The 23,422-nt window shown below is 70.2% G+C and carries 14 protein-coding genes; 8 read left to right on the plus strand and 6 right to left on the minus strand.

Translation table 11 applies throughout. The features are described from left to right. Positions 1-156: 156 nt before the first annotated feature. The gene (gene hpf, locus OG622_RS30465; protein ID WP_371579814.1) at positions 157-849 is read left to right on the plus strand and encodes a ribosome hibernation-promoting factor, HPF/YfiA family; all 693 of its coding nucleotides are present in this window, start codon (positions 157-159) and stop codon (positions 847-849) included. A 205-nt stretch (positions 850-1,054) separates the two neighbouring features. Continuing rightward, on the plus strand, positions 1,055-1,804 hold the full coding sequence (locus OG622_RS30470; protein ID WP_371579815.1) for a response regulator: 750 nt from the start codon (positions 1,055-1,057) through the stop codon (positions 1,802-1,804). Here the strand turns inward: OG622_RS30470 and OG622_RS30475 are convergent. Together OG622_RS30475 and OG622_RS30480 are read right to left on the minus strand one after the other, a co-directional pair. Beyond that, positions 1,801-2,991 carry a winged helix-turn-helix domain-containing protein gene (locus tag OG622_RS30475; protein ID WP_371579816.1) on the minus strand — a complete coding sequence of 397 codons (1,191 nt, stop codon included), beginning with the start codon at positions 2,989-2,991 and terminating at the stop codon, positions 1,801-1,803. The genes OG622_RS30470 and OG622_RS30475 overlap by 4 nt on opposite strands. 256 nt (positions 2,992-3,247) lie before the next feature. Beyond that, a complete protein-coding gene (locus OG622_RS30480) occupies positions 3,248-3,817 on the minus strand; it encodes a GNAT family N-acetyltransferase (protein ID WP_371579817.1) in 570 nt (189 codons plus the stop codon). A 288-nt stretch (positions 3,818-4,105) separates the two neighbouring features. On the opposite strand from OG622_RS30480, the gene secA reads away from it, so the two are divergent. Then, a complete protein-coding gene (secA, locus tag OG622_RS30485; RefSeq protein WP_371579818.1) occupies positions 4,106-6,952 on the plus strand; it encodes a preprotein translocase subunit SecA in 2,847 nt (948 codons plus the stop codon). Positions 6,953-7,205: 253 nt separating this feature from the next. On the opposite strand, the gene OG622_RS30490 is transcribed toward secA, so the two are convergent. Continuing rightward, positions 7,206-7,748 carry an Rv3235 family protein gene (locus OG622_RS30490; RefSeq protein ID WP_371579819.1) on the minus strand — a complete coding sequence of 181 codons (543 nt, stop codon included), beginning with the start codon at positions 7,746-7,748 and terminating at the stop codon, positions 7,206-7,208. 374 nt (positions 7,749-8,122) lie between these two features. Between OG622_RS30490 and OG622_RS30495 the strand changes: the two genes are divergently transcribed. Together OG622_RS30495 and OG622_RS30500 are read left to right on the plus strand one after the other, a co-directional pair. Next, positions 8,123-8,638 (plus strand): hypothetical protein, encoded by a 516-nt coding sequence (locus OG622_RS30495; protein WP_371579820.1) that lies wholly within the window; start codon positions 8,123-8,125, stop codon positions 8,636-8,638. Positions 8,639-9,075: 437 nt separating this feature from the next. After that, positions 9,076-9,744 carry an HAD family hydrolase gene (locus OG622_RS30500; protein WP_371579821.1) on the plus strand — a complete coding sequence of 223 codons (669 nt, stop codon included), beginning with the start codon at positions 9,076-9,078 and terminating at the stop codon, positions 9,742-9,744. Between the two features lie 166 nt (positions 9,745-9,910). Here OG622_RS30500 and OG622_RS30505 read toward each other — a convergent pair whose 3' ends face one another. Further along, positions 9,911-10,477, minus strand: a complete 567-nt coding sequence (locus tag OG622_RS30505; RefSeq protein ID WP_371579822.1) for a DJ-1/PfpI family protein — start codon at positions 10,475-10,477, stop codon at positions 9,911-9,913. Positions 10,478-11,071: 594 nt separating this feature from the next. On the opposite strand from OG622_RS30505, the gene OG622_RS30510 reads away from it, so the two are divergent. Next, positions 11,072-16,045: an NAD-glutamate dehydrogenase gene (locus tag OG622_RS30510; RefSeq protein ID WP_371579823.1), complete on the plus strand. Its 4,974-nt coding sequence runs from the start codon at positions 11,072-11,074 to the stop codon at positions 16,043-16,045. Positions 16,046-16,122: 77 nt separating this feature from the next. Here OG622_RS30510 and OG622_RS30515 read toward each other — a convergent pair whose 3' ends face one another. After that, complete coding sequence (locus OG622_RS30515; protein ID WP_371579824.1) at positions 16,123-18,057, minus strand: serine/threonine-protein kinase; 1,935 nt, start codon at positions 18,055-18,057, stop codon at positions 16,123-16,125. A gap of 130 nt (positions 18,058-18,187) precedes the next feature. After that, positions 18,188-19,231: a serine/threonine-protein kinase gene (locus tag OG622_RS30520; RefSeq protein WP_371579825.1), complete on the minus strand. Its 1,044-nt coding sequence runs from the start codon at positions 19,229-19,231 to the stop codon at positions 18,188-18,190. Positions 19,232-19,387: 156 nt separating this feature from the next. Here OG622_RS30520 and OG622_RS30525 point away from each other — a divergent pair, with 156 nt between their 5' ends. Both OG622_RS30525 and OG622_RS30530 read left to right on the plus strand, forming a co-directional pair. After that, positions 19,388-22,282: a CDP-glycerol glycerophosphotransferase family protein gene (locus tag OG622_RS30525; RefSeq protein WP_371579826.1), complete on the plus strand. Its 2,895-nt coding sequence runs from the start codon at positions 19,388-19,390 to the stop codon at positions 22,280-22,282. After that, positions 22,279-23,397, plus strand: a complete 1,119-nt coding sequence (locus OG622_RS30530; RefSeq protein WP_371579827.1) for a glycosyltransferase — start codon at positions 22,279-22,281, stop codon at positions 23,395-23,397. Before OG622_RS30525 ends, OG622_RS30530 begins: the two co-directional genes overlap by 4 nt. Positions 23,398-23,422 lie beyond the last annotated feature (25 nt).

Raw genomic sequence — 23,422 nt, forward strand, 5'->3', positions numbered from 1 at the left:
TTTCCGAATCACCCCGCGCTGGTGGGTGGAGATCTTGTCCACGGGGGAGGAGGAGGTGGAAGTCACCGAGTCCGCGGTTCCGGGAGCCACCGGAACCTGGTGCACAAGGGAGATGCTCCGCCAGTGGAGCGGAGCAATCCGGGAACGGAGTTCTGCGTGGACATCGTCGTCAAGGGCCGCAAGACCGAGGTGCCCGAGCGGTTCCGCAAGCACGTGGCCGAGAAGCTGAAGCTGGAGAAGATCCAGAAGCTCGACGGCAAGGTGATCAGCCTCGACGTCGAGGTGTCCAAGGAGCCCAACCCCCGACAGGCCGACCGCAGTGACCGGGTGGAGATCACGCTCCACTCGCGGGGGCCGGTGATCAGGGCCGAGGCAGCGGCAAGCGATGCGTATGCGGCGCTCGACCTGGCGGCGGACAAGCTGGAAGCCCGGCTGCGCAAGCAGCACGACAAGCGTTACACGCGCCGAGGCGCGCGCAGGCTCACGGCCGCGGAGGTCGCCGACCACGTCCCCGGCGTGGCGACCCTCAACGGCAACGGATACGTCGCCGACGAGGAGAAGCCGGACGGCGTGCCCACCAAGAAGATCGGCTCGCTGGAGGTCAAGGGCGAAGGCCCCCTCGTCGTCCGCGAGAAGACCCATGTCGCTTCCCCGATGACCCTCGACCAGGCTCTCTACGAGATGGAGCTGGTCGGGCACGACTTCTACCTCTTCGTCGACTCCGAGACCAAGGAACCCAGTGTCGTCTACCGGCGGCATGCCTACGACTACGGCGTCATCCACCTCAGCACGGACCCGATGGTCGCCCAGGCGCATTCGGACGCCGCGGGTGGCGCGCTCGGCGGCTGAGCACGCTGGGTGACAGCTGAGCCGGTGCCCCTGGAGCGCCTGTGCGCCCCCAGGGGCACCGGTGTGCGACCCCTTGGGGCCCGCTCTGTCAGCGCAGTGCGGGCCGGGCATGGAATCATGGCCGAACCGGCCTCAACCGGGGGGTCGTTGCCTTGGGTTGGCGATGGCACAGAAACACGGGCCACGGCCTTCAGGGGGAGGAACGATGGCGGGCAGCAGTTTCGGACCGATGCGTGACGAGGGTGCCGACGAAGTCTCCGCCGGTATGGGCTCGACCGCGGACTCCTCGCGCAAGGAGCCGATCCGGGTCCTCGTCGTGGACGACCACGCGCTTTTCCGCCGCGGTCTGGAGATCGTGCTCGCCGCCGAGGAGGACATCCAGGTCGTCGGCGAGGCCGGTGACGGGGCGGAGGCGGTCGACAAGGCCGCGGATCTGCTGCCCGACATCGTGCTGATGGACGTACGGATGCCCAAGCGTGGTGGTATCGAGGCGTGCACCTCCATCAAGGAGGTGGCCCCCAGCGCGAAGATCATCATGCTGACGATCAGCGACGAGGAGGCCGACCTCTACGACGCGATCAAGGCGGGGGCGACCGGTTATCTCCTCAAGGAGATCTCCACGGACGAGGTGGCCACGGCCATTCGCGCGGTCGCCGACGGACAATCGCAGATCAGCCCCTCGATGGCGTCGAAGCTGCTCACCGAGTTCAAGTCCATGATTCAGCGGACCGACGAGCGGCGCCTCGTGCCGGCCCCGCGGCTGACGGACCGGGAACTGGAAGTGCTCAAGCTCGTGGCGACCGGGATGAACAATCGGGACATCGCCAAGGAGCTGTTCATTTCCGAGAACACCGTGAAGAACCACGTACGCAACATCCTGGAGAAGCTGCAGCTGCACTCCAGGATGGAGGCCGTGGTGTACGCGATGCGGGAGAAGATCCTCGAAATCCGCTAGGCCACCGCGCGCACCAGAGGCTCCCGTAGTTCCGGGGCGTCCACCCGCTCCACGCGTACGTCCGTGCAGTCCACCCAGGTCGCCGCCTCCAGAAGGGCCTGGGCCACGGCCGGGATCGCCTTGGGGCCGTCGAGAGTGACCTGTTTGGCGACCAGGGTGCGGCCGTCGCGGGCGGGGTCGACGCGGCCGACGAGTCGGCCGCCGGACAGGACCGGCATCGCGAAGTAGCCGTGGACGCGCTTCTGCTTGGGGACGTAGGCCTCCAGGCGGTGGGTGAAGCCGAAGATGCGTTCCGTGCGGGCCCGTTCCCAGATCAGGGAGTCGAACGGGGACAGCAGCGTGGTGCGGTGGCGGCCGCGCGGGGGTGCGGCCAGCGCCGCGGGGTCGGCCCAGGCAGGCTTGGCCCAGCCCTCCACCGTCACCGGGACCAGGCCCGCGTCGGCGACCACCGCGTCGAACTGCTCGCCCTTGAGGCGGTGGTAGTCGGCGATGTCCGCGCGGGTGCCGACGCCGAGGGCCTCGCCGGCCTGGCGGACCAGGCGGCGCACGCACTCAGTGTCGTCCAGCTCGTCGTGCAGCAGAGCGTCCGGGATCGCGCGCTCCGCGAGGTCGTACACCCGCTTCCAGCCGCGGCGCTCCACGCAGACCACCTCGCCGTACATCAGGGCGCGTTCGACGGCGACCTTCTCGCCGGACCAGTCCCACCATTCGCTGGTGCGTTTCGCGCCGCCCAGTTCCGTGGCCGTGAGGGGGCCCTCGGTGCGGAGCTGTTTGATGACGCGGTCGTAGGCGCCGTCCGGGAGCTGGTGGCCCCAGTGGGGGCGGGCCCGGTAGGCGCGGCGGCGGAAGGCGAAGTGGGGCCATTCCTCGATGGGGAGGATGCAGGCGGCGTGGGACCAGTACTCGAAGGCGTGGGGTCGTGCCGAAGGCGCGCCGGCGGGTGCGGCCGTCCAGTAGGCGCTGTCGACCGTGGCGCGGCCCACGGCGCCGAGGCGGGCGTACGGGATGAGTTCGTGGGAGCGGGCCAGGACCGAGATGGTGTCGAGTTGGACCGCGCCCAGGTGTCGCAGAACGCCGCGGACGCCGGATCTGCGGTCCGGGGCGCCGAGGAAGCCCTGCGCCCGGAGGGCGATTCGGCGGGCCTCGTCTGCGGTGAGTTCTGTGGTGGGGCGCGGGAGGGAGGTCATGCTCCGCAGGGTAGGGGAGGGCACTGACAGCGGGGGGTGAGCTGCGGGGTTGGGGGCGGGGCGGGTGCGGGCGCCGGGGTCGGTGCCGGTGCGGGTGCTCGGATCGGGTGGGGTGCCGTGCCTTTTCGCCCCCGCCGTCGCCCCTACCCGTCCCGTCCCAGGGGCGCTGCCCCTTCGCGTCGGCCCCCTCCTGGGGGTTGCGCCCCCAGACGCCCATCGGCCTTCGGCCTCGTCCTCAGACGCCGGACGGGCTGAATCATCCCCGTGCCGGTAGATAGGGCGCCGGAGACGGCAGGCCCAGGTCCGAGGGGAGCAGGGACGCGATCCAGCAGTCGCGGCGGACCCCGTTGTTGTCGAGGGCGGATCTGAGGGTGCCTTCGAGGGTGAAGCCGGTGTGTTCGGCGACCGTGCGGGAGGCGGTGTTGCCCACTTCGGCGCGCCATTCGAGGCGGTCGAGGGTGAGGGTGGTGAAGGACCAGTGGGCGGCGGCGCGGGTGGCCTCGGTGATGTAGCCGTTGCGGCGGTGCTCCTTGGTGGCCCAGAAGCCGATCTCGCCGGTGCCGGGGGAGCGCATGGTGATGCCGAGCATCCCCGCCAGCTCCCCGGCGGGGAGGAAGAGGCCGAAGGTGAACATCGAGGCGGTGGCCCAGCCTTCGGGAACGGCCCGCTCGACGAAACCCTCCGCGTGCTCACGCAGGTACGGCGAGGGGATCGTGGTCCAGCGCTGGATGTCCGGGTCCTGCGCAGCCGCGTACACCGTGGCGGTGTCGCGCCGGTCCACGGTGCGCAGCAGCAGGCGCTCGGTGGTCAGGGTGACGGGTTCCATCGGGCGATTCTGCTCGGCGGAACGGAAGGGCGCCATCCCATTCGAGGACGTTCTGTGGACGGCGCGCGGCGCGATGCGTGAGGAGACGGTCACAATTCACGCATTTCGCAGGCGGAACGCGGCACCATCCACAACGCCTGCCCGTTGTCCTGGTAGCTGTCACGGCCAGACCTCCCGGCACGGCGGGGTCCTCGCTTACGATGGCCGTTGCTCAAACTGTGATTCAAGTCTGCCAACTGTCATTGAACCGACCCTCCCCAGGCCCGACCGGCAAGGAGACAAACCCCCGTGTCCGTCCTCTCGAAGATCATGCGTGCAGGCGAAGGCAAAATCCTGCGCAAGCTGCACCGCATCGCGGACCAGGTCAACTCCATCGAAGAGGACTTCGTCGACCTCTCCGACGCCGAGCTGCGGGCCCTCACCGAGGAGTACAAGCAGCGGTACGCCGACGGTGAGACCCTCGACGACCTGCTCCCCGAGGCGTTCGCCACCGTGCGCGAGGGCGCCAAGCGCGCCCTCGGCCAGCGCCCCTACGACGTGCAGATCATGGGTGGCGCCGCGCTCCACCTCGGCTATGTCGCCGAGATGAAGACCGGTGAGGGCAAGACCCTCGTCGGCACACTGCCCGCTTATCTGAACGCGCTGTCCGGTGAAGGTGTCCACCTGATCACGGTCAACGACTACCTGGCCGAGCGCGACTCCGAGATGATGGGCCGCGTCCACAAGTTCCTGGGCCTGGAAGTCGGCTGCATCCTCGCCAACATGACGCCGGCCCAGCGCCGCGAGCAGTACGCGTGCGACATCACCTACGGCACGAACAACGAGTTCGGTTTCGACTACCTCCGCGACAACATGGCGTGGTCCAAGGACGAGCTCGTCCAGCGCGGCCACAACTTCGCGATCGTCGACGAGGTCGACTCCATCCTCGTCGACGAGGCCCGTACGCCGCTGATCATCTCCGGCCCGGCCGACCAGGCCACCAAGTGGTACGGCGACTTCGCCAAGCTGGTCACGCGCCTGAAGAAGGGCGAGCCCGGCAATCAACTCAAGGGCATCGAGGAGACCGGCGACTACGAGGTCGACGAGAAGAAGCGCACGGTCGCCATCCACGAGTCCGGCGTCGCCAAGGTCGAGGACTGGCTGGGCATCGACAACCTCTACGAGTCGGTGAACACCCCTCTGGTGGGCTACCTGAACAACGCCATCAAGGCCAAGGAGCTCTTCAAGAAGGACAAGGACTACGTCGTCATGGACGGCGAAGTCATGATCGTCGACGAGCACACCGGCCGTATCCTCGCCGGCCGCCGCTACAACGAGGGCATGCACCAGGCGATCGAGGCGAAGGAAGGGGTGGACATCAAGGACGAGAACCAGACGCTCGCCACGATCACCCTGCAGAACTTCTTCCGCCTCTACAAGCGCCACGACCACAACGGCAAGGAACGGCCCGGCCTCTGTGGCATGACCGGTACGGCGATGACCGAGGCCGCCGAGTTCCACCAGATCTACAAGCTCGGCGTCGTCCCGATCCCGACGAACCGGCCGATGGTCCGCAAGGACCAGTCCGACCTGATCTACCGCACCGAGGTCGCGAAGTTCGAGGCGGTCGTCGACGACATCGTCGAGAAGCACGAGAAGGGCCAGCCGATCCTCGTCGGTACGACGTCGGTCGAGAAGTCCGAGTACCTGTCCCAGCAGCTGAGCAAGCGCGGTGTCCAGCACGAGGTGCTCAACGCCAAGCAGCACGACCGGGAGGCGACGATCGTCGCCCAGGCCGGCCGCAGGGGCGCCGTGACCGTCGCCACCAACATGGCCGGCCGTGGTACGGACATCAAGCTCGGCGGCAACCCCGACGACCTCGCCGAGGCGGAGCTGCGTCAGCGTGGTCTCGACCCCGAGGAACACATCGAGGAGTGGGCCCACGCCCTGCCCGAGGCCCTCACGAAGGCCGAGGCAGCGGTCAAGGCGGAGTTCGAGGAGGTCAAGGAGCTCGGCGGGCTCTACGTCCTCGGCACCGAGCGGCACGAGTCCCGCCGTATCGACAACCAGCTGCGTGGTCGTTCCGGCCGTCAGGGCGACCCCGGCGAGTCCCGTTTCTACCTGTCGCTGGGCGACGACCTGATGAGGCTCTTCAAGGCCCAGATGGTCGAGCGTGTGATGTCCATGGCGAACGTGCCGGACGACGTCCCGATCGAGAACAAGATGGTCACCCGTGCGATCGCCTCCGCCCAGTCCCAGGTCGAGCAGCAGAACTTCGAGACCCGGAAGAACGTCCTCAAGTACGACGAGGTCCTCAACCGGCAGCGCGAGGTCATCTACGGCGAGCGCCGCCGCGTCCTGGAGGGCGAGGACCTGCAGGAGCAGATCCAGCACTTCACGGACGACACCATCGAGGCGTACATCACCGCCGAGACCGCCGAGGGCTTCGCCGAGGAGTGGGACCTCGACCGGCTGTGGGGTGCCTTCAAGCAGCTCTACCCGGTGAAGGTCACCGTCGATGAGCTGGAGGAGGCCGCCGGAGACCGGGCCGGGCTGACCGCCGAGTTCATCGCCGAGTCCATCAAGGACGACATCACCGAGCAGTACCAGGCGCGTGAGACACAGCTCGGCTCCGAGATCATGCGTGAGCTCGAGCGCCGGGTCGTCCTCTCCGTGCTGGACCGCAAGTGGCGCGAGCACCTCTACGAGATGGACTACCTCCAGGAGGGCATCGGCCTGCGCGCGATGGCCCAGAAGGACCCGCTGGTCGAGTACCAGCGCGAGGGCTTCGACATGTTCACCGCCATGATGGAGGGCATCAAGGAGGAGTCCGTCGGCTACCTGTTCAACCTGGAGGTCCAGGTCGAGCAGCAGGTCGAGGAGGTCCCGGTCGAGGACTCGAAGCCGTCCCTGGACAAGAGCGACGCGGTGCCGGCCCAGGCGGGTGCGTCCCGGCCGGAGATCCGCGCCAAGGGCCTGGAGGCCCCGCAGCGCCGTGACCGCCTCCACTTCTCCGCGCCGACCGTCGACGGCGAGGGCGGCATCGTCGAGGGCGACCTGCCCGAGGACGAGCCCGTCCGCTCCGAGGCCGACGGCCTCACCCGCGCGGAGCGCCGCAAGCAGCAGGGGAAGACCAGCCGCCGCCGCAAGAAGTGAGGGTCGCTTCGACGAGGGCGCTCCGCGGCGGCGCTCGGCGAGGTCGCTCGCCGGGCGAGCGGTGAAGCACGAGCAATGAGACGGTGAAGGGCCGGGCATCTTCGGGTGTCCGGCCCTTCGTGCGTCGCGGGGGCGTAGACGGTCAGCTGGCCAGGGGGCCAGGGTGGGCAGGTGGCGTGGCTGTGGGTGGGTGCTTCGGGGGCGTCGGCGCGGTACGGCCGGGTGGGGCGGTTCTTCGGGGGTGGGTGGTCGTTCAGTCGTCGTTCGGGTGGGGGAGCCTCGGGCCGCCGAGTTCCACCGCTGTGCAGCGCCAGCGGTGGTCGGGGCCGTGTTCCAGGCGGAAGGCCATGGCGCGGAGGCGGTCGCCGGCGCCGATGCGGGCGAAGACCTCCAGAGCGCCCGGACCTGCCACGTAGTAGCCGATGTCGCGGACGACGGGGTGGGCGCCGTGAGGAGTGCGCAGGGTGCCGTGTTCGGCCAGCCAGGCCAGTTCGTCGTAGGCCCTCCCCGCGGTGTGGCGCAGCATGCTGTGGACCGGGCGCCGGCCGCTCAGCACGGCGAGGAGGAGGTCGGCGAAGCGGTCGGTGGGACGGGGGTGGGGGACGGGCCCGGCGAGGGGTGCCGTGGGCGCCGTGCGGGGCGGGGGCGGCGTCGCGGGTGCTGTGGACCGGGGCGTGGACGGGCGGCCCCCTCCCGGGGTCGTGCGGGCCGGGGTGCGGCCGGGGCGGCGGGTGTCGTGGCGGACGGGTGGGCGGGTGCCGGGGTCGCGCCTGGTCCTGGTCATGACCTTGTTCATCGGAAATCCCCGTTCGTCGGTGAGGCCGCGGATACCAGTCGGTAACTTGGTGATGGGGATCTTGTACGAGGCCGGAGGGGGCCGTGGCAAGGAAGCGCGGGGGGTCGCGGGGGGCCGCGGAATGTTCACCTATCAGGGTGACGGTGAGGGGGTTCGGGCCCGGCGGGGCGGGGGTGTACCGGGTGAGACGGCGGGCCCGGGGTGGACGCGTCCGGAGGGTTGGGCGGGGACTCGAAAGGGGACGCCCGCACGTATCCTGAAGGCCCTCCGGAGGCTTCGCGGGGACCTCTGCGGCGAACCGAGACGCATCGCTGGGCCGAACCGCCGAAACTCTCCGAGGCTCTCCGAGATCACGACTACGAAAGCGGCCTGCCATGCGCGTCTACGTCCCCCTGACCCTTCCCGGGCTCGCCGAGGCGTACAAGACGGGTGAGCTGGGGGAGGGGGCGTTCGTCGCGTACGCCGTCACGCCGGCTCTGCGGGAGTGGTATCTGTCCGACGACGTCGAGGAGCTGGAGTACGCGGCGCTGAACCGGGCGGCGCTCGCGTCGCTGCGGCTGGTGGCCGTGGATCCGAGGGCTGCCCGGCGGCGGGTCGTCGTGGCCGTGGACGTGGCCGACCAGGACGCGGTGGCCGATCCCGACCGGGGGCTCGATCCGGTGGCGCTCGGGGAAGTACGGGTGGCCGGGCCGGTGTCGTTGGGCAAGGCCGCGGCCGTGCATGTCGACTCGGCGGAGGCCGAGGGGGAGGTGGGGGAGGCCGCGGACGCGTTGGGGGCGGCGGATCAGGGGGATGACGACGCGCAGTTCATCGTGGACGGGGCGGACGATCACGAGTTGCTCTGGTACGCGACGCAGGAGATTCCCAACCTGGTGGGGTTGGGGGGCTGACCGCACCGCGGCGCTGCTCGCACCCCGGCGGGGTTGGTAGCTGCTCGCCAAGGAGTGTGTATGAGGTCGAGTTGGCTCGATGGTGTGGTGGTCGGTTTCCGGGCTTGCGGTGTCCTGGGCCGTTCGGGTTGGCGTGATTGCGCGATCCGGGACGCTGGGTACGGCGTCAGTGTGCGGGCCCTTGTTTCACCGGTGTGATGGTTCAGGGCCTCCCCGTCGCCTCTGGCCGTACTTACATGGCCAGGTCGCGCAGGGCTGTGTCCATCAGCGGCCTCCGGGCCCGGACCACGCACAGGACCCGGGCCCGGACCACGCACAGGATGCGTGTCGCCACCCGGGGTCGAGTACGCCGGGGACCAGCTCGCCCAGGACCGTTCGGGGCGCGCGGCTGAACGGACCAACCCCCGCTCAGTCCACAGGAACGGTACGTTCTGGGTATGGGGATGAACGGAGTCGGGGCACATATCGTCTGGGACTGGAACGGGACCTTGTTCCATGACAACGAGGCGATCATCGGGGCGACGAACGCGGCGTTCGCGGAGTTGGGGATCGAGGCGATCACGCTGGAGCGGTACCGGGAGCTGTACTGCGTGCCGGTGCCGAAGTTCTATGAGCGGTTGATCGGGCGGCTGCCCACGGACGAGGAGTGGGAGGCCATGGACGTGGTCTTCCACCGGTACTACTCGGAGCACCGGGTCGCCTGTGGGCTGACCGACGGTGTGCCGGGACTGCTCACGCAGTGGCTCTCGGCGGGGCGCAGTCAGTCGATCCTCAGCATGTACGAGCATGAGGAACTGGTCCCGCTGGTCCGGGAGTTCGGGATCGAGCCGCACTTCGTCCGGGTCGACGGGCGGACCGGGCCCTCCGGGGGCAGCAAGGCCGAGCACATGGTGCGGCATCTGCGCCGGCTCGTGGGCGTGGAGCCGAGACGGACCGTCGTGATCGGGGATGCCGCCGATGACGCCGTCGCCGCCCGGCACGTGGGAGCGCAGGCCGTGCTCTACACCGGGGGCTCCCACAGCAGGGCCAGCCTGGAGTGGGTCGGGGTGCCCGTCGTGGACACCCTGGAGGAGGCCGTCGCGGAGGCCGAGCGGCTGGCCGCGTAGCGGTCAGCACCCTCCGCACCCCTCCCTGCCGCACCCTCCCTGCCCGCACCCATGTCCTCCCGGACCCCTGCCCGCACGCACCCCCGCCGCACGCACGCACCCCTGCCCGCCCCGCCGCGCCTCCTGCCCGCCCCGCCTCCCGCACGCCTCCTGCTCACCCCGCCCCTTACGTCACCGGCGCCTTCGCCCGCAGCACCGTCAGGAACTCGCGCATCCAGCTGGAGTGGTCCGGCCAGGCGCGGGCGGAGACGAGGGTGCCGTCGACGACGGTCTCGGCGTCCTGGAAGGTGGCACCGGCGGCCTGCATGTCGAGTTCGAGGGCGGGGTACGCGGTGACGCGGCGGCCGTGCAGGGCGTCCACGGCGGCGGTGAGCAGCGGCCCGTGGCAGATCTGGGCGACCGGCTTGTCGGTGTCGAAGAAGGACTTGAGGATCTTGCGCAGCTCGGGGTCGTTGCGCAGGTACTCCGGGGCCCGGCCGCCGGGGACCACGACGGCGACGTACTGGCCGGGGTCGACCTCGGAGAAGGCCAGGTCGGCGGGCCAGGTGTAGCCGGGCTTCTCGGTGTAGGTGTCGTAGCCCGGTTCGAAGTCGTGGACGACGAACCGGAGCTTCTTGCGGCTGGGGGCGGCGATATGGACGTCGTACCCCTCCTCGCGGAGGCGTTGGTAGGGGTACAGGACCTCCAGTGACTCCGCCGCGTCGCCGGTCACGATCAGGATCTTGGGCGTCATGGTGGGGCTCCCCTCGGTACCGCAGGGCTTCCTTCGCCAGGCTATGGCTTCCTGGGCAACGTGCATCCGGGGTGAGGGTTTGCCAAGGGGGTGGGCGGATTCAGGGTCCGGCGAAAGCGCGTATAAGCTCGGTTGCGCGGAGGTAAGCTCAAAAGTGCGCGATGGGTACTGTGCAGAACGTCAAAGTTCTACCCCCTGTTTTGTACACATACGGCTCATGACGTGCCCCCCGTCCGGAGGGATAGCCTTGTGGCGTGATCAGCGCGATAGCTCGCGGGGACGCTGTCGTCCCCGCCCCGCGCCCGGTGACCACGGACGACATCCGTGGCCGGGCGGCGGTCGCTGGTCCTCGCGGGCGGGAGGGAGCCACCAGGGCTCCCGGGACGCCGGGTACACCCACTGGTCGGACGGTGCCGAGAGCAGCGTCACATCCGGTTCGGGTACCGAAAATGGCTGATTACCCCCCGCTCATCTCACCCTGCGGCATAGCGTCGAAGCAGACCGGACACCCCGTGTCGTGGCGGCGCGTCGGAGGGAACGAGTTCGTACTTCCTTCTACGTCTCGCAACGGCGCGCGACAGGAGCCAGAGGACAATGCAGACCAAGCTGGACGAAGCCAAGGCCGAGCTGCTCGAACGGGCCGCCCGGGTAGCTGAGAACAGCCCGGTCGGGGGGTATCTACCGACTGGGACGACGAGCGAGAGTACGTCCGGCATCCCGGACCACGACACCGTGCTCGCGTTCCTCCAGCGCTACTACCTGCACACCGCCCCGGAGGACCTGAGCGGCCGCGACCCGGTCGACATCTTCGGAGCCGCCCACTCCCACTACCGCCTGGCCGAGAACCGCCCCCAGGGCACGGCCAACGTGCGGGTCCACACCCCGACCGTCGAGGAGAACGGCTGGACGTGCAGCCACTCCGTCGTCGAGGTCGTCACCGACGACATGCCCTTCCTCGTCGACTCCGTGACCAACGAGCTGTCACGGCAGGGGCGCGGCATCCATGTCGTCATCCACCCGCAGGTCGTCGTACGACGGGACGTCACGGGCAAGCTCGTCGAGCTGGTCATCGAGCCGGCCGCCGTCGCCGCGGCGGCCGCGGCCGTGGCCGCCGGTGAGACGCTGCCGCACGACGCGCACATCGAGTCCTGGATCCACGTGGAGATGGACCGCGAGACGGACCGGGCGGACCTCAAGCAGATCAACAACGATCTGCTGCGCGTCCTGTCCGACGTCCGCGAGGCCGTCGAGGACTGGGAGAAGATGCGGGACGCGGCGGTCCGTATCGCCGACGGGCTGCCCGCCGAGAACACCGCCGACGACCTGCGCGAACAGGAGGTGGAGGAGGCCCGCGAGCTGCTGCGCTGGCTCGCCGACGACCACTTCACCTTCCTGGGGTTCAGGGAGTACGAGCTGCGGGAGGACGACTCGCTCGCCGCCGTCGCCGGCACCGGCCTCGGCATCCTGCGCTCCGACCCGCACCACGCCGGGCACGACCACCACCCCGTCAGCTCCTCCTTCGAGCGGCTGCCGGCCGATGCCCGCGCCAAGGCCCGTGAGCACAAGCTCCTCGTCCTGACGAAGGCCAACAGCCGGGCCACCGTCCACCGGCCGTCCTACCTCGACTACGTGGGCGTGAAGAAGTTCGACGCCGAGGGGAACGTGGTCGGTGAGCGGCGCTTCCTCGGACTGTTCTCCTCGGCCGCCTACACCGAGTCCGTGCGCCGGGTGCCCGTCGTCCGCCGCAAGGTCGACGACGTCCTGAGGGGGGCCGGGTTCTCGCCCAACAGCCACGACGGGCGCGACCTGCTCCAGATCCTGGAGACCTACCCGCGCGACGAACTGTTCCAGACCCCGGCCGACGAACTGCGGGCCATCGTCACCTCCGTGCTCTACCTCCAGGAGCGCCGGCGGCTGCGGCTCTACCTCCGCCAGGACGAGTACGGGCGTTACTACTCCGCCCTCGTCTACCTCCCGCGCGACCGCTACACCACCGGCGTACGCCTCAGGATCATCGACATCCTGAAGGAGGAACTGGGCGGCATCAGCGTCGACTTCACCGCCATGAACACCGAGTCGATCCTCTCCCGGCTGCACTTCGTGGTCCGCGTCCAGCCGGGCACCGAACTGCCGCATCTCAGCGACGCCGACAAGGACCGCCTCGAGGCCAAGCTGGTGGAGGCCGCCCGGTCCTGGTCGGACGGGTTCGCCGAGGCGCTCAACGCCGAGGTCGGCGAGGAGCGGGCCGCCGAACTGCTGCGCCGGTACGCGAACGCCATCCCCGAGGGGTACAAGGCCGACCACAACCCCCGCTCGGCCGTCGCGGACCTCGTCCGCCTCGAAGCGCTGAAGCAGGACGAGGACTTCGAGCTCAGCCTGTACGAGCCGGTGGGCGCCGCGCCCGACGAGCGCCGCTTCAAGATCTACCGCAAGGGCGGCTCCGTCTCCCTCTCCGCGGTGCTGCCCGTCCTCAACCGCATCGGCGTCGAGGTCATCGACGAACGGCCGTACGAGCTGCGCTGCGCGGACCGGACGACCGCGTGGATCTACGACTTCGGGCTGCGCATGCCCAGGCCGCAGGCCGGCAGTGTGGACTACGCCGGGGACGACGCCCGGGAGCGGGTGCAGGAGACCTTCGCCGCGACCTGGACCGGGCAGGCCGAGAACGACGGGTTCAACTCGCTCGTGCTGAGCGCGGGCCTCACCTGGCGGCAGGCCATGGTGCTGCGCGCGTACGCCAAGTACCTGCGGCAGGCAGGGTCCACCTTCAGCCAGGACTACATGGAGGACACCCTCCGCAACAACGTCCACACCACCCGGCTGCTCGTGTCGCTGTTCGAGGCGCGGATGTCGCCGGACCGGCAGCGGGCGGGCCGGGAGATCGTCGACGCGCTCCTCGAAGAGGTCGACGCGGCGCTCGACCAGGTGGCGAGCCTCGACGAGGACCGGATCCTGCGGTCCTTCCTGACGGTCATCAAGGCGACGCTGCGCACGAACTTCTTCCAGGAGGCGGCCGGCGGCAAGCCGCACGACTACGTCTCCATGAAGTTCGACCCGCAGGTCATCCCGGACCTGCCGGCACCGCGTCCGGCGTACGAGATCTGGGTGTACTCGCCGCGGGTCGAGGGCGTGCACCTGCGGTTCGGGAAGGTCGCCCGCGGCGGGCTGCGCTGGTCGGACCGGCGGGAGGACTTCCGGACCGAGATCCTGGGCCTGGTCAAGGCGCAGATGGTCAAGAACACCGTCATCGTGCCCGTCGGAGCCAAGGGCGGCTTCGTCGCCAAGCAGCTGCCCGACCCGTCGGTGGACCGGGACGCGTGGCTGGCCGAGGGCATCCGGAGCTACAAGACCTTCATCTCCGCGCTGCTCGACATCACCGACAACATGGTCGCGGGCGAGGTCGTACCGCCGTCGGACGTCGTACGGCACGACGAGGACGACACGTATCTCGTCGTCGCCGCCGACAAGGGCACCGCGACCTTCTCCGACATCGCCAACGGGGTCGCCGAGAACTACAACTTCTGGCTCGGGGACGCCTTCGCCTCCGGCGGCAGCGCCGGATACGACCACAAGGGCATGGGCATCACCGCCCGCGGTGCCTGGGAGTCGGTCAAGCGGCACTTCCGGGACGTGGGCACCGACACGCAGTCCGAGGACTTCACGGTCGTCGGCATCGGCGACATGTCCGGTGACGTGTTCGGCAACGGCATGCTGCTCAGTGAGCACATCCGGCTCGTCGCCGCCTTCGACCACCGGCACATCTTCATCGACCCCAGCCCGGACGCGGCGACCTCGTACGCCGAGCGCCGTCGCGTCTTCGAGCTGCCCCGCTCCAGCTGGGGCGACTACGACACCAGTCTGATCTCCACCGGCGGCGGCGTCTTCCCCCGTACGGCCAAGGCGATCCCGATCAACGGCCACATCCGGGACGTCCTCGGCATCGAGGAAAAGATCGCCAAGATGACCCCGGCCGACCTCATGAAGGCGATCCTCAAGGCGCCGGTCGACCTGCTGTGGAACGGCGGCATCGGCACGTACGTGAAGGCGTCGACCGAGTCGCACGCCGATGTCGGCGACAAGGCCAACGACGCGATCCGGGTCGACGGGCGGGACCTGCGGGTCCAGGTCGTCGGTGAGGGCGGCAACCTCGGCCTGACGCAGCTGGGGCGGATCGAGTTCGCGCAGACCGGCGGGCGGGTCAACACCGACGCCATCGACAACAGCGCGGGCGTGGACACCTCCGACCACGAGGTGAACATCAAGATCCTGCTCAACGGCCTGGTCAGGGACGGCGACATGACGGTCAAGCAGCGCAACAAGCTGCTCGCCGAGATGACCGACGAGGTCGGCCACCTGGTCCTGCGCAACAACTACGCGCAGAACACGGCGATCGCCAACGCCCTCGCCCAGTCCCCGGACATGCTCCACGCCCAGCAGCGCTTCATGCGCCACCTGGTCAGGGAGGGCCACCTCGACCGCGCGCTCGAATTCCTGCCCAGCGACCGGCAGATCCGCGAGCGGCTCAACACCGGACAGGGCCTGACCGGCCCCGAGACGGCCGTCCTCCTCGCCTACACGAAGATCACGGTCGCCGAGGAACTGCTGCACACCTCGCTGCCGGACGACGCCTACCTGCGCAAGCTGCTGCACGCGTACTTCCCGGCCGCGCTGGGCGAGCGGTTCCCCGAGCACATCGACAGCCACCCGCTGAGCCGCGAGATCATCACGACCCTGCTGGTCAACGACACGGTCAACACGGGCGGTACGAGCTTCCTGCACCGGCTGCGGGAGGAGACCGGGGCCTCGCTGGAGGAGATCGTCCGGGCGCAGACCGCGTCCCGCGCGATCTTCGGGTCGGGCGAGGTGTGGGACGGCGTCGAGGGCCTGGACAACACGGTCGACGCGGCCGTCCAGACCCGGATCCGGCTGCATTCCCGCCGCCTCGTCGAGCGCGGTACACGCTGGCTGCTCAACAACCGGCCGCAGCCGCTGCAGCTCGCCGAGACCATCGCGTTCTTCTCCGAGGGCGTGCACCTGGTCTGGGGCGAGCTGCCCAAGCTGCTGCGCGGCGCGGACCTGGAGTGGTACCAGAAGATCTACGACGAGCTGACGGGCGCCGGGGTTCCGGAGGAGCTGGCCACCCGGGTCGCGGGCTTCTCCTCGGCCTTCCCGACGCTCGACATCGTGGCCGTCGCCGACCGGGTCGGCCGGACGCCGATGGAGGTCGCCGAGGTGTACTACGACCTCGCCGACCGGCTGAGCATCACCCAGCTCATGGACCGCATCATCGACCTGCCGCGCGCCGACCGCTGGCAGTCCATGGCCCGCGCGGCGATCCGCGAGGACCTGTACGCGGCCCACGCGTCGCTCACCGCCGAGGTCCTCTCCGCGGGCAACGGCTCCTCCACGCCCGAGCAGCGCTTCAAGGTGTGGGAGCAGAAGAACGCGGCGCTGCTGGGCCGGGCGCGCACGACGCTGGAGGAGATCCAGGGCTCCGACGCGTTCGATCTGGCCAACCTGTCGGTGGCGATGCGGACGATGCGGACGCTGCTGCGCAGCCACTCGTAGCGTTTTCCGCGCGTACGACGAAGGGGGCGCCCCCGGGTTCCGATGAACCCGGGGGCGCCCCTCGCGCGTTCACGGTCTCAGCGCTGGATCTCCCAGACCGTGATCGTGCCCTTGAGGTCGGGCAGGTAGTCCAGATCGCTGGGGGCGCCGACCTCCGTGATCGTCCACATCGCGAGGTTGCCCTCGCCGGTGACCGAGCAGAGGTGGTCGCCCTTGACGATCTCGTCGTCCCGGTTGATGGAGTCGCCGCTCAGCGTCTGGGTGAACGGGTTCTGCTCGGCGCCCGCCAGGCACTCCTCGGGGGTGGTGCCCGCCGCCTTACCCATGGGGTGGGTGAACGTGAGGTTGATGGAGGAGGCGGAGAACTCCTGTACTTCGGTGCCCATGTAGGTGGTCGGGTCGACCTTGGGCCCGTCGAGGTCCACATAGGTGGTCTCCAGGCTGCCCGGGCCCAGCACGCTCATCGCCTTGTTCTCGAAGAGCACGTCGTACGTGGCGTTCGCGGGCACGTTGCCGGTCGACGCGGTGGGGTCCGTGCCTGCATCCGGGGGGTCGTTCTTCCCACCGGTGTCCTCCGCGTCGCCGGTGGTTTCGGAAGGCGTCGGCGACGAGGCCGCCTTGTCGCCGTCCTTGCCGGCGCTCTTGCCGCTGTCCTTGGTGCCGTTCGCCGTCGTGTTGCTGTCTTTCTTGTTGTTGAGCACATACACCGTGGCCGCCGCGCCCGAGCCGGCCACGAGGACGAGGGCCAGGGTGACGAGGGCCGCCTTCAGACCGCGGCGACTCTTCTTGGGGGCGGCCGGTGCCGCCGGTGCCGGGGCCTGCGGGGTGAGGTTGTGGGTGTCCGTCGCCGGGGGCGGGTAGCCGTAGCCGGGGGTCGGGGCCGGGCCCTGGGGCGCCGGGCCGAAGCCGGTCTGCGGGGGCGTCGGGGCCGGCTGGGGCAGGCCCTGGGTGGTGGCCTGGGGATAGGCCGCCGGGTCGTGGGGCGGCGTCACAGGGGGCGCCGGGGCGGCGGTCGGAGGGGCGGTCGGGGGTGCCGCGGGCATCTGGGGTGCCGTCGGCCGGGGCGGGGTCTGGGCCGACTGCTCGCGGCGGGCGATCTCGGCGGTGAGCGGTGCCGGGAGCCAGCCGGAGAAGTCGCTGAGGCCGCGGCCCGCCGACTCCTGGCAGAGCGTGGCCAGTTCCTCGGTGCCGACGCGCTCGGCCGGCTCGGCGGTCAGGCAGCGCTCCAGCAGGGGGCGCAACCGCTCGTCGTACCCGTCGAGCTTCGGCGGCCGCTGGGCGGTGTTGGCGATCTGCGCGGCGATGGTGATGGCACCGCCGTCGCCGTACGGGTGGCGTCCGGTGGCCGCGACGGCGGCGATCAGACCGAGCGAGAAGACGTCGGTCGCCGGGGTGACCTGCTCGCCGAGGGCGTGCTCCGGCGACATGTACTGCGGGGTGCCGATCAGGCCGCCGGACTGGGTCAGGTGGGTGGCGTCGGCGGCGCGGGCGATGCCGAAGTCGATGACGAACGGACCCTGGGAGCCCAGCAGGATGTTGCTGGGCTTGAGGTCGCGGTGGATGACGCCGGCCGCGTGGATGGAGGTCAGGGCACGGGCCGCGCAGCCGACCAGCTGGAACACGGCGGGCAGGGGGAGCGGACCGAAGGCGACGAGGGCGTCGTGCAGGGGGATTCCCGCGATGAACGCCGAGGCCAGCCAGGGCAGTTCGCCGTTGGTGTCGTGGTCGACGACCGGGACGATGTGGTAGCCCTGCACGCGGCGGGCCGCCTGGACCTCCTGCTCGAAGCGGCGGCGGAAGTCGGGGTCCTGGCCGTACTCGCGGCGGATGACCTTCAGGGCGACGGGCTGGCCGCCGCGGGTGTGCGACAGATAGACCGTGCCCATGCCGCCCTCGCCGATGCGGGCCTGCAGGTGGTACCCGGCGGTCTCTCGTGGATCCTGCGGTCCCAGCGGGCTCAGGATGTCGCCAGTGCTGCTGCTGATGGGAGCCTCCCCCGGTACGGTGCGCAACTCCTGTGCACTGTTGGGCTCTTGTTGGGCGGGACCAGAGCTTATCGGGAGTCCGGCGGCTGTTGGCCGTGCCCACCCGTTCCGGCCTGCGGTGCGACCGCCCACAGTGGTACGGACAACGGACCGCGGCCTACGGTTCCCGGCGCACTCTCCTGCGCCATTCCTCGTCCCGGACCGTGATCGGGGCCGTCGACGGGAGTTGACGGGCCGTCGGCGCTTCCGAGAGCCGTGGGGCAGGCGTCGTCGGGGCCTCCGTCAAGGACAGGGTGCGGAAGGCTGTTTCGATGAGCGTCACCGAGGTGGCCACGGGGCCCGGTAGCCAGGAGGCGAAGTCGCGGACGTCGCGGCGGGCCGCGCCGGCGCAGTGCTCGGCCATGGCGGCGGCGGAGGGGCGGGACGCCGGGTCGGCGGTGAGGCAGCGGCGGACGACGTCGAGGAGGGGACGGTCGATGCCGTCCAGGGCGGGTGGGGCGACGTCGGTGGCGGCGATGCGGGTCGCGATGGCCAGGGGGTTGCCGCGGCCGTACGGGTGGCGCCCGGTGGCGGCGACCGCCGCGATCAGTCCGAGCGCGAAGACGTCGGACGCGGAGGTGACCCGGCGGCCGAGGGCGTGCTCGGGGGACATGTAGCGCGGGGTGCCGATGAGGCGTCCGGCGGTGGTGAGGGTGGCCGCGCCCGCCGCCCGCGCGATGCCGAAGTCGAGCAGCCAGGGCCCGTCCGCCGCGAGCAGCAGGTTGGCGGGCTTGACGTCCCGGTGGATCACTCCGGCGGTGTGCACGGCGTCCAGCGCGTACGCGACGCAGGCCAGTAGCTGCAGGACGGTGGGGACGGGGAGCGGGCCGTGGGTCTCCAGGGCCTGGTCGAGGGGGACGCCCGGGACGTAGTGGGTGGCGAGCCAGGGCCGCTCCGCACCGGCGTCGTGGTCGACGATCGGCACCAGGTGGTAGCCGGAGACGCGGCGCCCGGCGGCCACCTCGCGGGCGAAGCGCTCACGGAAGGCGGGACTGGCGGCGTACTCCGGGCGGACCAGCTTCAGCGCGACCGGCTGGCCGCCCCGGCTGCGGGAGAGATAGACGGTACCCATGCCGCCCTCACCGATCCGGGCGTACAGCGGGTACCCGGCGATCTCCCGCGGATCCTCCACCCGCAGCGGCTCAGGCACCACCCCGCGCATCGACCGCCTCCTCCGCTCACGCCTGCCTCCGGAGCGTATCGCGGGACGGCCGCGCCGGTCGCGGATGAGGCAACCCGTGCACCCGCGCGGACATCTACCCAAGTGGCCCTCAACCGCACCACGGTCTATAGAGGGTAGAAGAAGCAGCGAAACGGGATGAATGGGGTGAGCGCGGACGTGGACCAGCGACCCGCGATGTCCGTCGTCGTGATCGTCTACAACGACGAGGCCAGACTGCCCACGGCCGTCCGCTCGGTGCTGGAGCAGACGCTGCGGAGCGTCGAGGTCGTGATCGTCGACGACCACAGCACGGACGGCTCGTACGAGGTGGCCGCCCGCCTCGCCGCCGAGCACCCGGGCCGCGTACGGGCGTACCGGCTCCCCCAGAACAGCGGCGGCTGCGGCGCACCCCGCAACCAGGGCATCCGTGAGACCCGCGGCGAGTACGTCCTCTTCCTCGACAGCGACGACGTCCTGGAGCGCAACGCCTGCCGGAACATGCTGGAGGCCGCCGAGACCACCGGCGCCGACCTCGTCTCCGGCCTCTGCGTCCGCGTCCACGTGGACACCCGCACACGGAAGGAGAGCAAGTGGTACCCCTGGCTGTACACCCGCACCCGTACCCTCGACTCGATCTCCGAGCTGCCCGACCTGCTGGTCTACGACACGCTGTCCACCAACAAGTGCTACCGCCGGGACTTCCTGGTCGACAACGGCCTGCTGTTCCCCGTAGGCATCCACTACGAGGATCTCTTCTTCTCCGCCCAGGCGTACGCCGCCGCCCGCCGTATCACCCTGATCCCCAACCGGGTCTACGACTGGAACGTCGTCCAGAACTCCGGGAAGTCCGAGGCCTCGATCAGCAACCGGCGGGCCGAGATCGCCAACTTCGCGCACCGCATGGAGATCCACCGTAGGGTGGACCGGCTCCTCGCCGACAAGGGCATGCGGGAGCTGAAGTTCCACAAGGACGTCAAGTTCCTCAAGCACGACCTGGTGCTGCACCTGCGTGACCTGCCCTTCCGGGACGCGGCCTACCGCCGGGAGTTCGCGGAGCTGGCCCGTGCCTATCTGGCGTCGGTCGACCCGGCCGCGTACGACGAGGTCGAACCCATCCACGCCATCTGCGCCTACCTCCTGCGGATGAGCGACTGGGACAACCTGCTGCCCGCCGTGGACACGCTCACCAACCGCGACAAGGTCTCCGCGCCGCTCGTCGAACGCGACGGGCGCGTCTACTGGTGCGCCGAGCACCTGGACACCCCCGGAGAGGAAGGGGAGTTCGCGCGCCGCGTCCTGGACGTCACCGAACTCGGCTACCACGCCCGCCCGGTCGGGAAGCTGTTCCTGCGCGACGAGCTGACGCGGTACGAAGAGGATGCGGCGGGCGGCGGCATCCGTCTCGCCGGGCGCGTCACCAACCCCCTCGGGATCATCCCGCTCGATGCCCGGCTCACCGCCGAGCTGGAGTTCTACGCCCGCCGCCCCGGCGTGCGCTTTCGGACCTTCCGGGTGCCGGTGACGACCGTCCGGCACGACGGCCCGTACGTCGCCTGGCAGGCCACCGCCGACATCTCGAAGACCCTCCGCCCGCTCGGCATCGTGGACGCCGTCTGGGACGTACGCCTTCATCTGGACGTCGACGGCGAGCGCACCACCAGCCGGCTCACCGCCGCCGAACCGGGCCTGGCCACCGGTGAGTTGCCGGTCCGCCCCCGCCTCACGCGGCTGGTCGCCGACCGGGTCGAACCGGGGATCTCCGCCCGCGGCCACCTCGCGTTCCGGCTGGTCCCCGACAAGAAGGCCACCGTCCTCGTCACCCGAGGCCTCCAGGGCGCCCCTGGCCGGCTCGCCAAGTCGGGCTACCGCAGGGCGAAGGCGCTGCGCAAGAAGGCCACCTCCGGAGACACCAAAATCCGCCTTTACCACCAGGTTCTCCGGCGCATGCCGATGCGCCGGCGCCTGGTGGTGTTCGAGAGCCACCTCGGCCGGCAGTACAGCGACAGCCCCCGGGCGATCTACGAGGAGATGCGCCGCCAGGGCCTCGACTTCGAGGCGGTGTGGTCGTACGCGGGCCGCCCGGAGGGCTTCCCCGCCGACGCCACCCTCGTCCGCCGCTGGTCGCTGCCGTACCTGCGGGCGCTGGCCCGCGCCGAGTTCTGGATCGACAACCAGAGCTTCCCGCTGAAACTGGCCAAGCGCCCCGGTACGACGTACATCCAGACCTGGCACGGTTCCGCGCTCAAGCGCATGGGCTTCGACGAGCCCGGCTGGAAGCTCAAGGCCCGCGCCGAGCAGGCCGAACAACAACGCACCCTCGACCGTTTCGACCACTTCCTGATCCGCTCCGAGCACGACGTCCGCACCCTGGCGAAGGCCTTCCGGCTGCGCGAGAAGGTGCTGCTGCGGGTGGGCTATCCGCGCAACGACGCGCTGGTGCGAGCCCGGGGGACGTCCCAACGCGCCCGGCTGGCAGCCGAGTTGGGTATCCCACCGATTCCGGCGGACAAGAAGGTCCTGCTCTACGCCCCCACCTTCCGCCACCAGGGGCAGCGCCGCTTCACCCTCCCCTTCGACGTGGAGCGCTTCGCCGAGACGTTCGGCGACGAGTACGTCCTCCTCGTACGCGCCCACTACCTCAACCACGTCGTGCTCCCGCCGTCGGTCCGGGGCCGGGTCGTCGACGTCTCGGCCCACCACGACGTGACCCCCGTCCTCGCCCTCGCGGACGCGCTGATCACGGACTACTCGTCGGTGATGTTCGACTACGCGCTGCTGGACCGCCCGATGCTCTTCTTCACGTACGACTACGAGGAGTACGTGCACGAGGGCCGGGGCACCTACTTCGACCTCCTCGAACGGGCGCCGGGCCCGATCGTGCGGACGGAGGACGAGCTGCACTCCGTCCTGCGGTCGATGCCGCTGGACGAGCAGACGCTCAAGTACGCCGCCGCGCGGGAGCGGTTCACGGCCGACTTCGGCGAGTACGACAAGGGGACGGCGGCCCAGAGCGTCGTCGACCAGTTCTTCTCCGGGTGGAGGCGCACGTGACCGGGCAGGACGGAACACGAGTGACCGGGCCGCGGGACGTCTTCCTGGTGTCCAACAGCGTGGACGAGATGGGCGGCGTGACCAGCTGGTCCCATCACCTGGCCGACCTCCTCACCGAGCGCGGCCACCGCGTCCACGTCATCGGCGTCACCACCCCCGAGGACCCGCACGACCTCGGCGAACTCCCGTACCCCACCACCAGGTTGTACGACGGCCAACCGCCGGGCCCCGGCCGGGCACGGGACGCGAGCATGCGGGACAAGGCCGCCGTGCTGAGCGGTCTCTTCCGGGCCGCGCGCCCCGGCGGGGTCGTCGTCGTGACCCAGGTGTGGGCGATGGAGTGGGTCGGGCTCGCCGACACCGCCGGTCTGACCGTCATCGGGATGAGCCACGAGTCCTTCGAGACCGCGCGGCGCTCCTCGCGCTTCCAGCGGGTGTTGAAGCACTACCGGGACGTCGACCGGATGCTCGTCCTCACCCGCGAGGACGCCGACCTGTGGATCGGCGAGGGCCTCGACAACGCCTCCTACCTGCCCAACGCCGTGCCCTGGGTGCCGGAGGTGCCCTCGCCGCGCACCGGGAAGGCCGTCGTCAGCATCGGCCGGCTCAGCGACGAGAAGGGTGTCGACATGCTCCTTGACACCTGGGCCGAGGTGGCCCCCCGCCACCCCGACTGGACCCTGCTCGTGTACGGCTCCGGAGAGGACGGGGAACTCCTCAGGAAGCAGTGCACGGCACTGGGCCTCGACGACTCGGTGTCCTGGATGGGCCGTACGAACGACGTGCCGGGCGCCCTGCGCGGCGGCTCGGTCTTCGCCCTGTCCTCCCGGGGCGAGGGCTTCCCCCTCGCCCTGATGGAAGCCATGGCGATGGCGGTCCCCTGCGTCGCCTTCGACTGCGCGCCGGGCGTCCACGAGATCGTGCGGGACGGGGAGGACGGGCTGCTCGTCGCCCCCGGCAACACCGGCGAACTGGCCCGCAGGCTCGACCTGTTGATGACCGACAAGAGCCTGCGGGACCGGATGGGCGACAGGGCGAGGGAGAACATCCGGCGGTACGGGACGGAGGAGATCGTGGACAGGTGGGAGGCCCTGTTCAGCTTCCTGGAGAGGTAGGCGTCCTGCTTCCAGGTACTTTCGG

This window comes from Streptomyces sp. NBC_01314 (genome assembly GCF_041435215.1).
GTDB lineage: Bacteria > Actinomycetota > Actinomycetes > Streptomycetales > Streptomycetaceae > Streptomyces.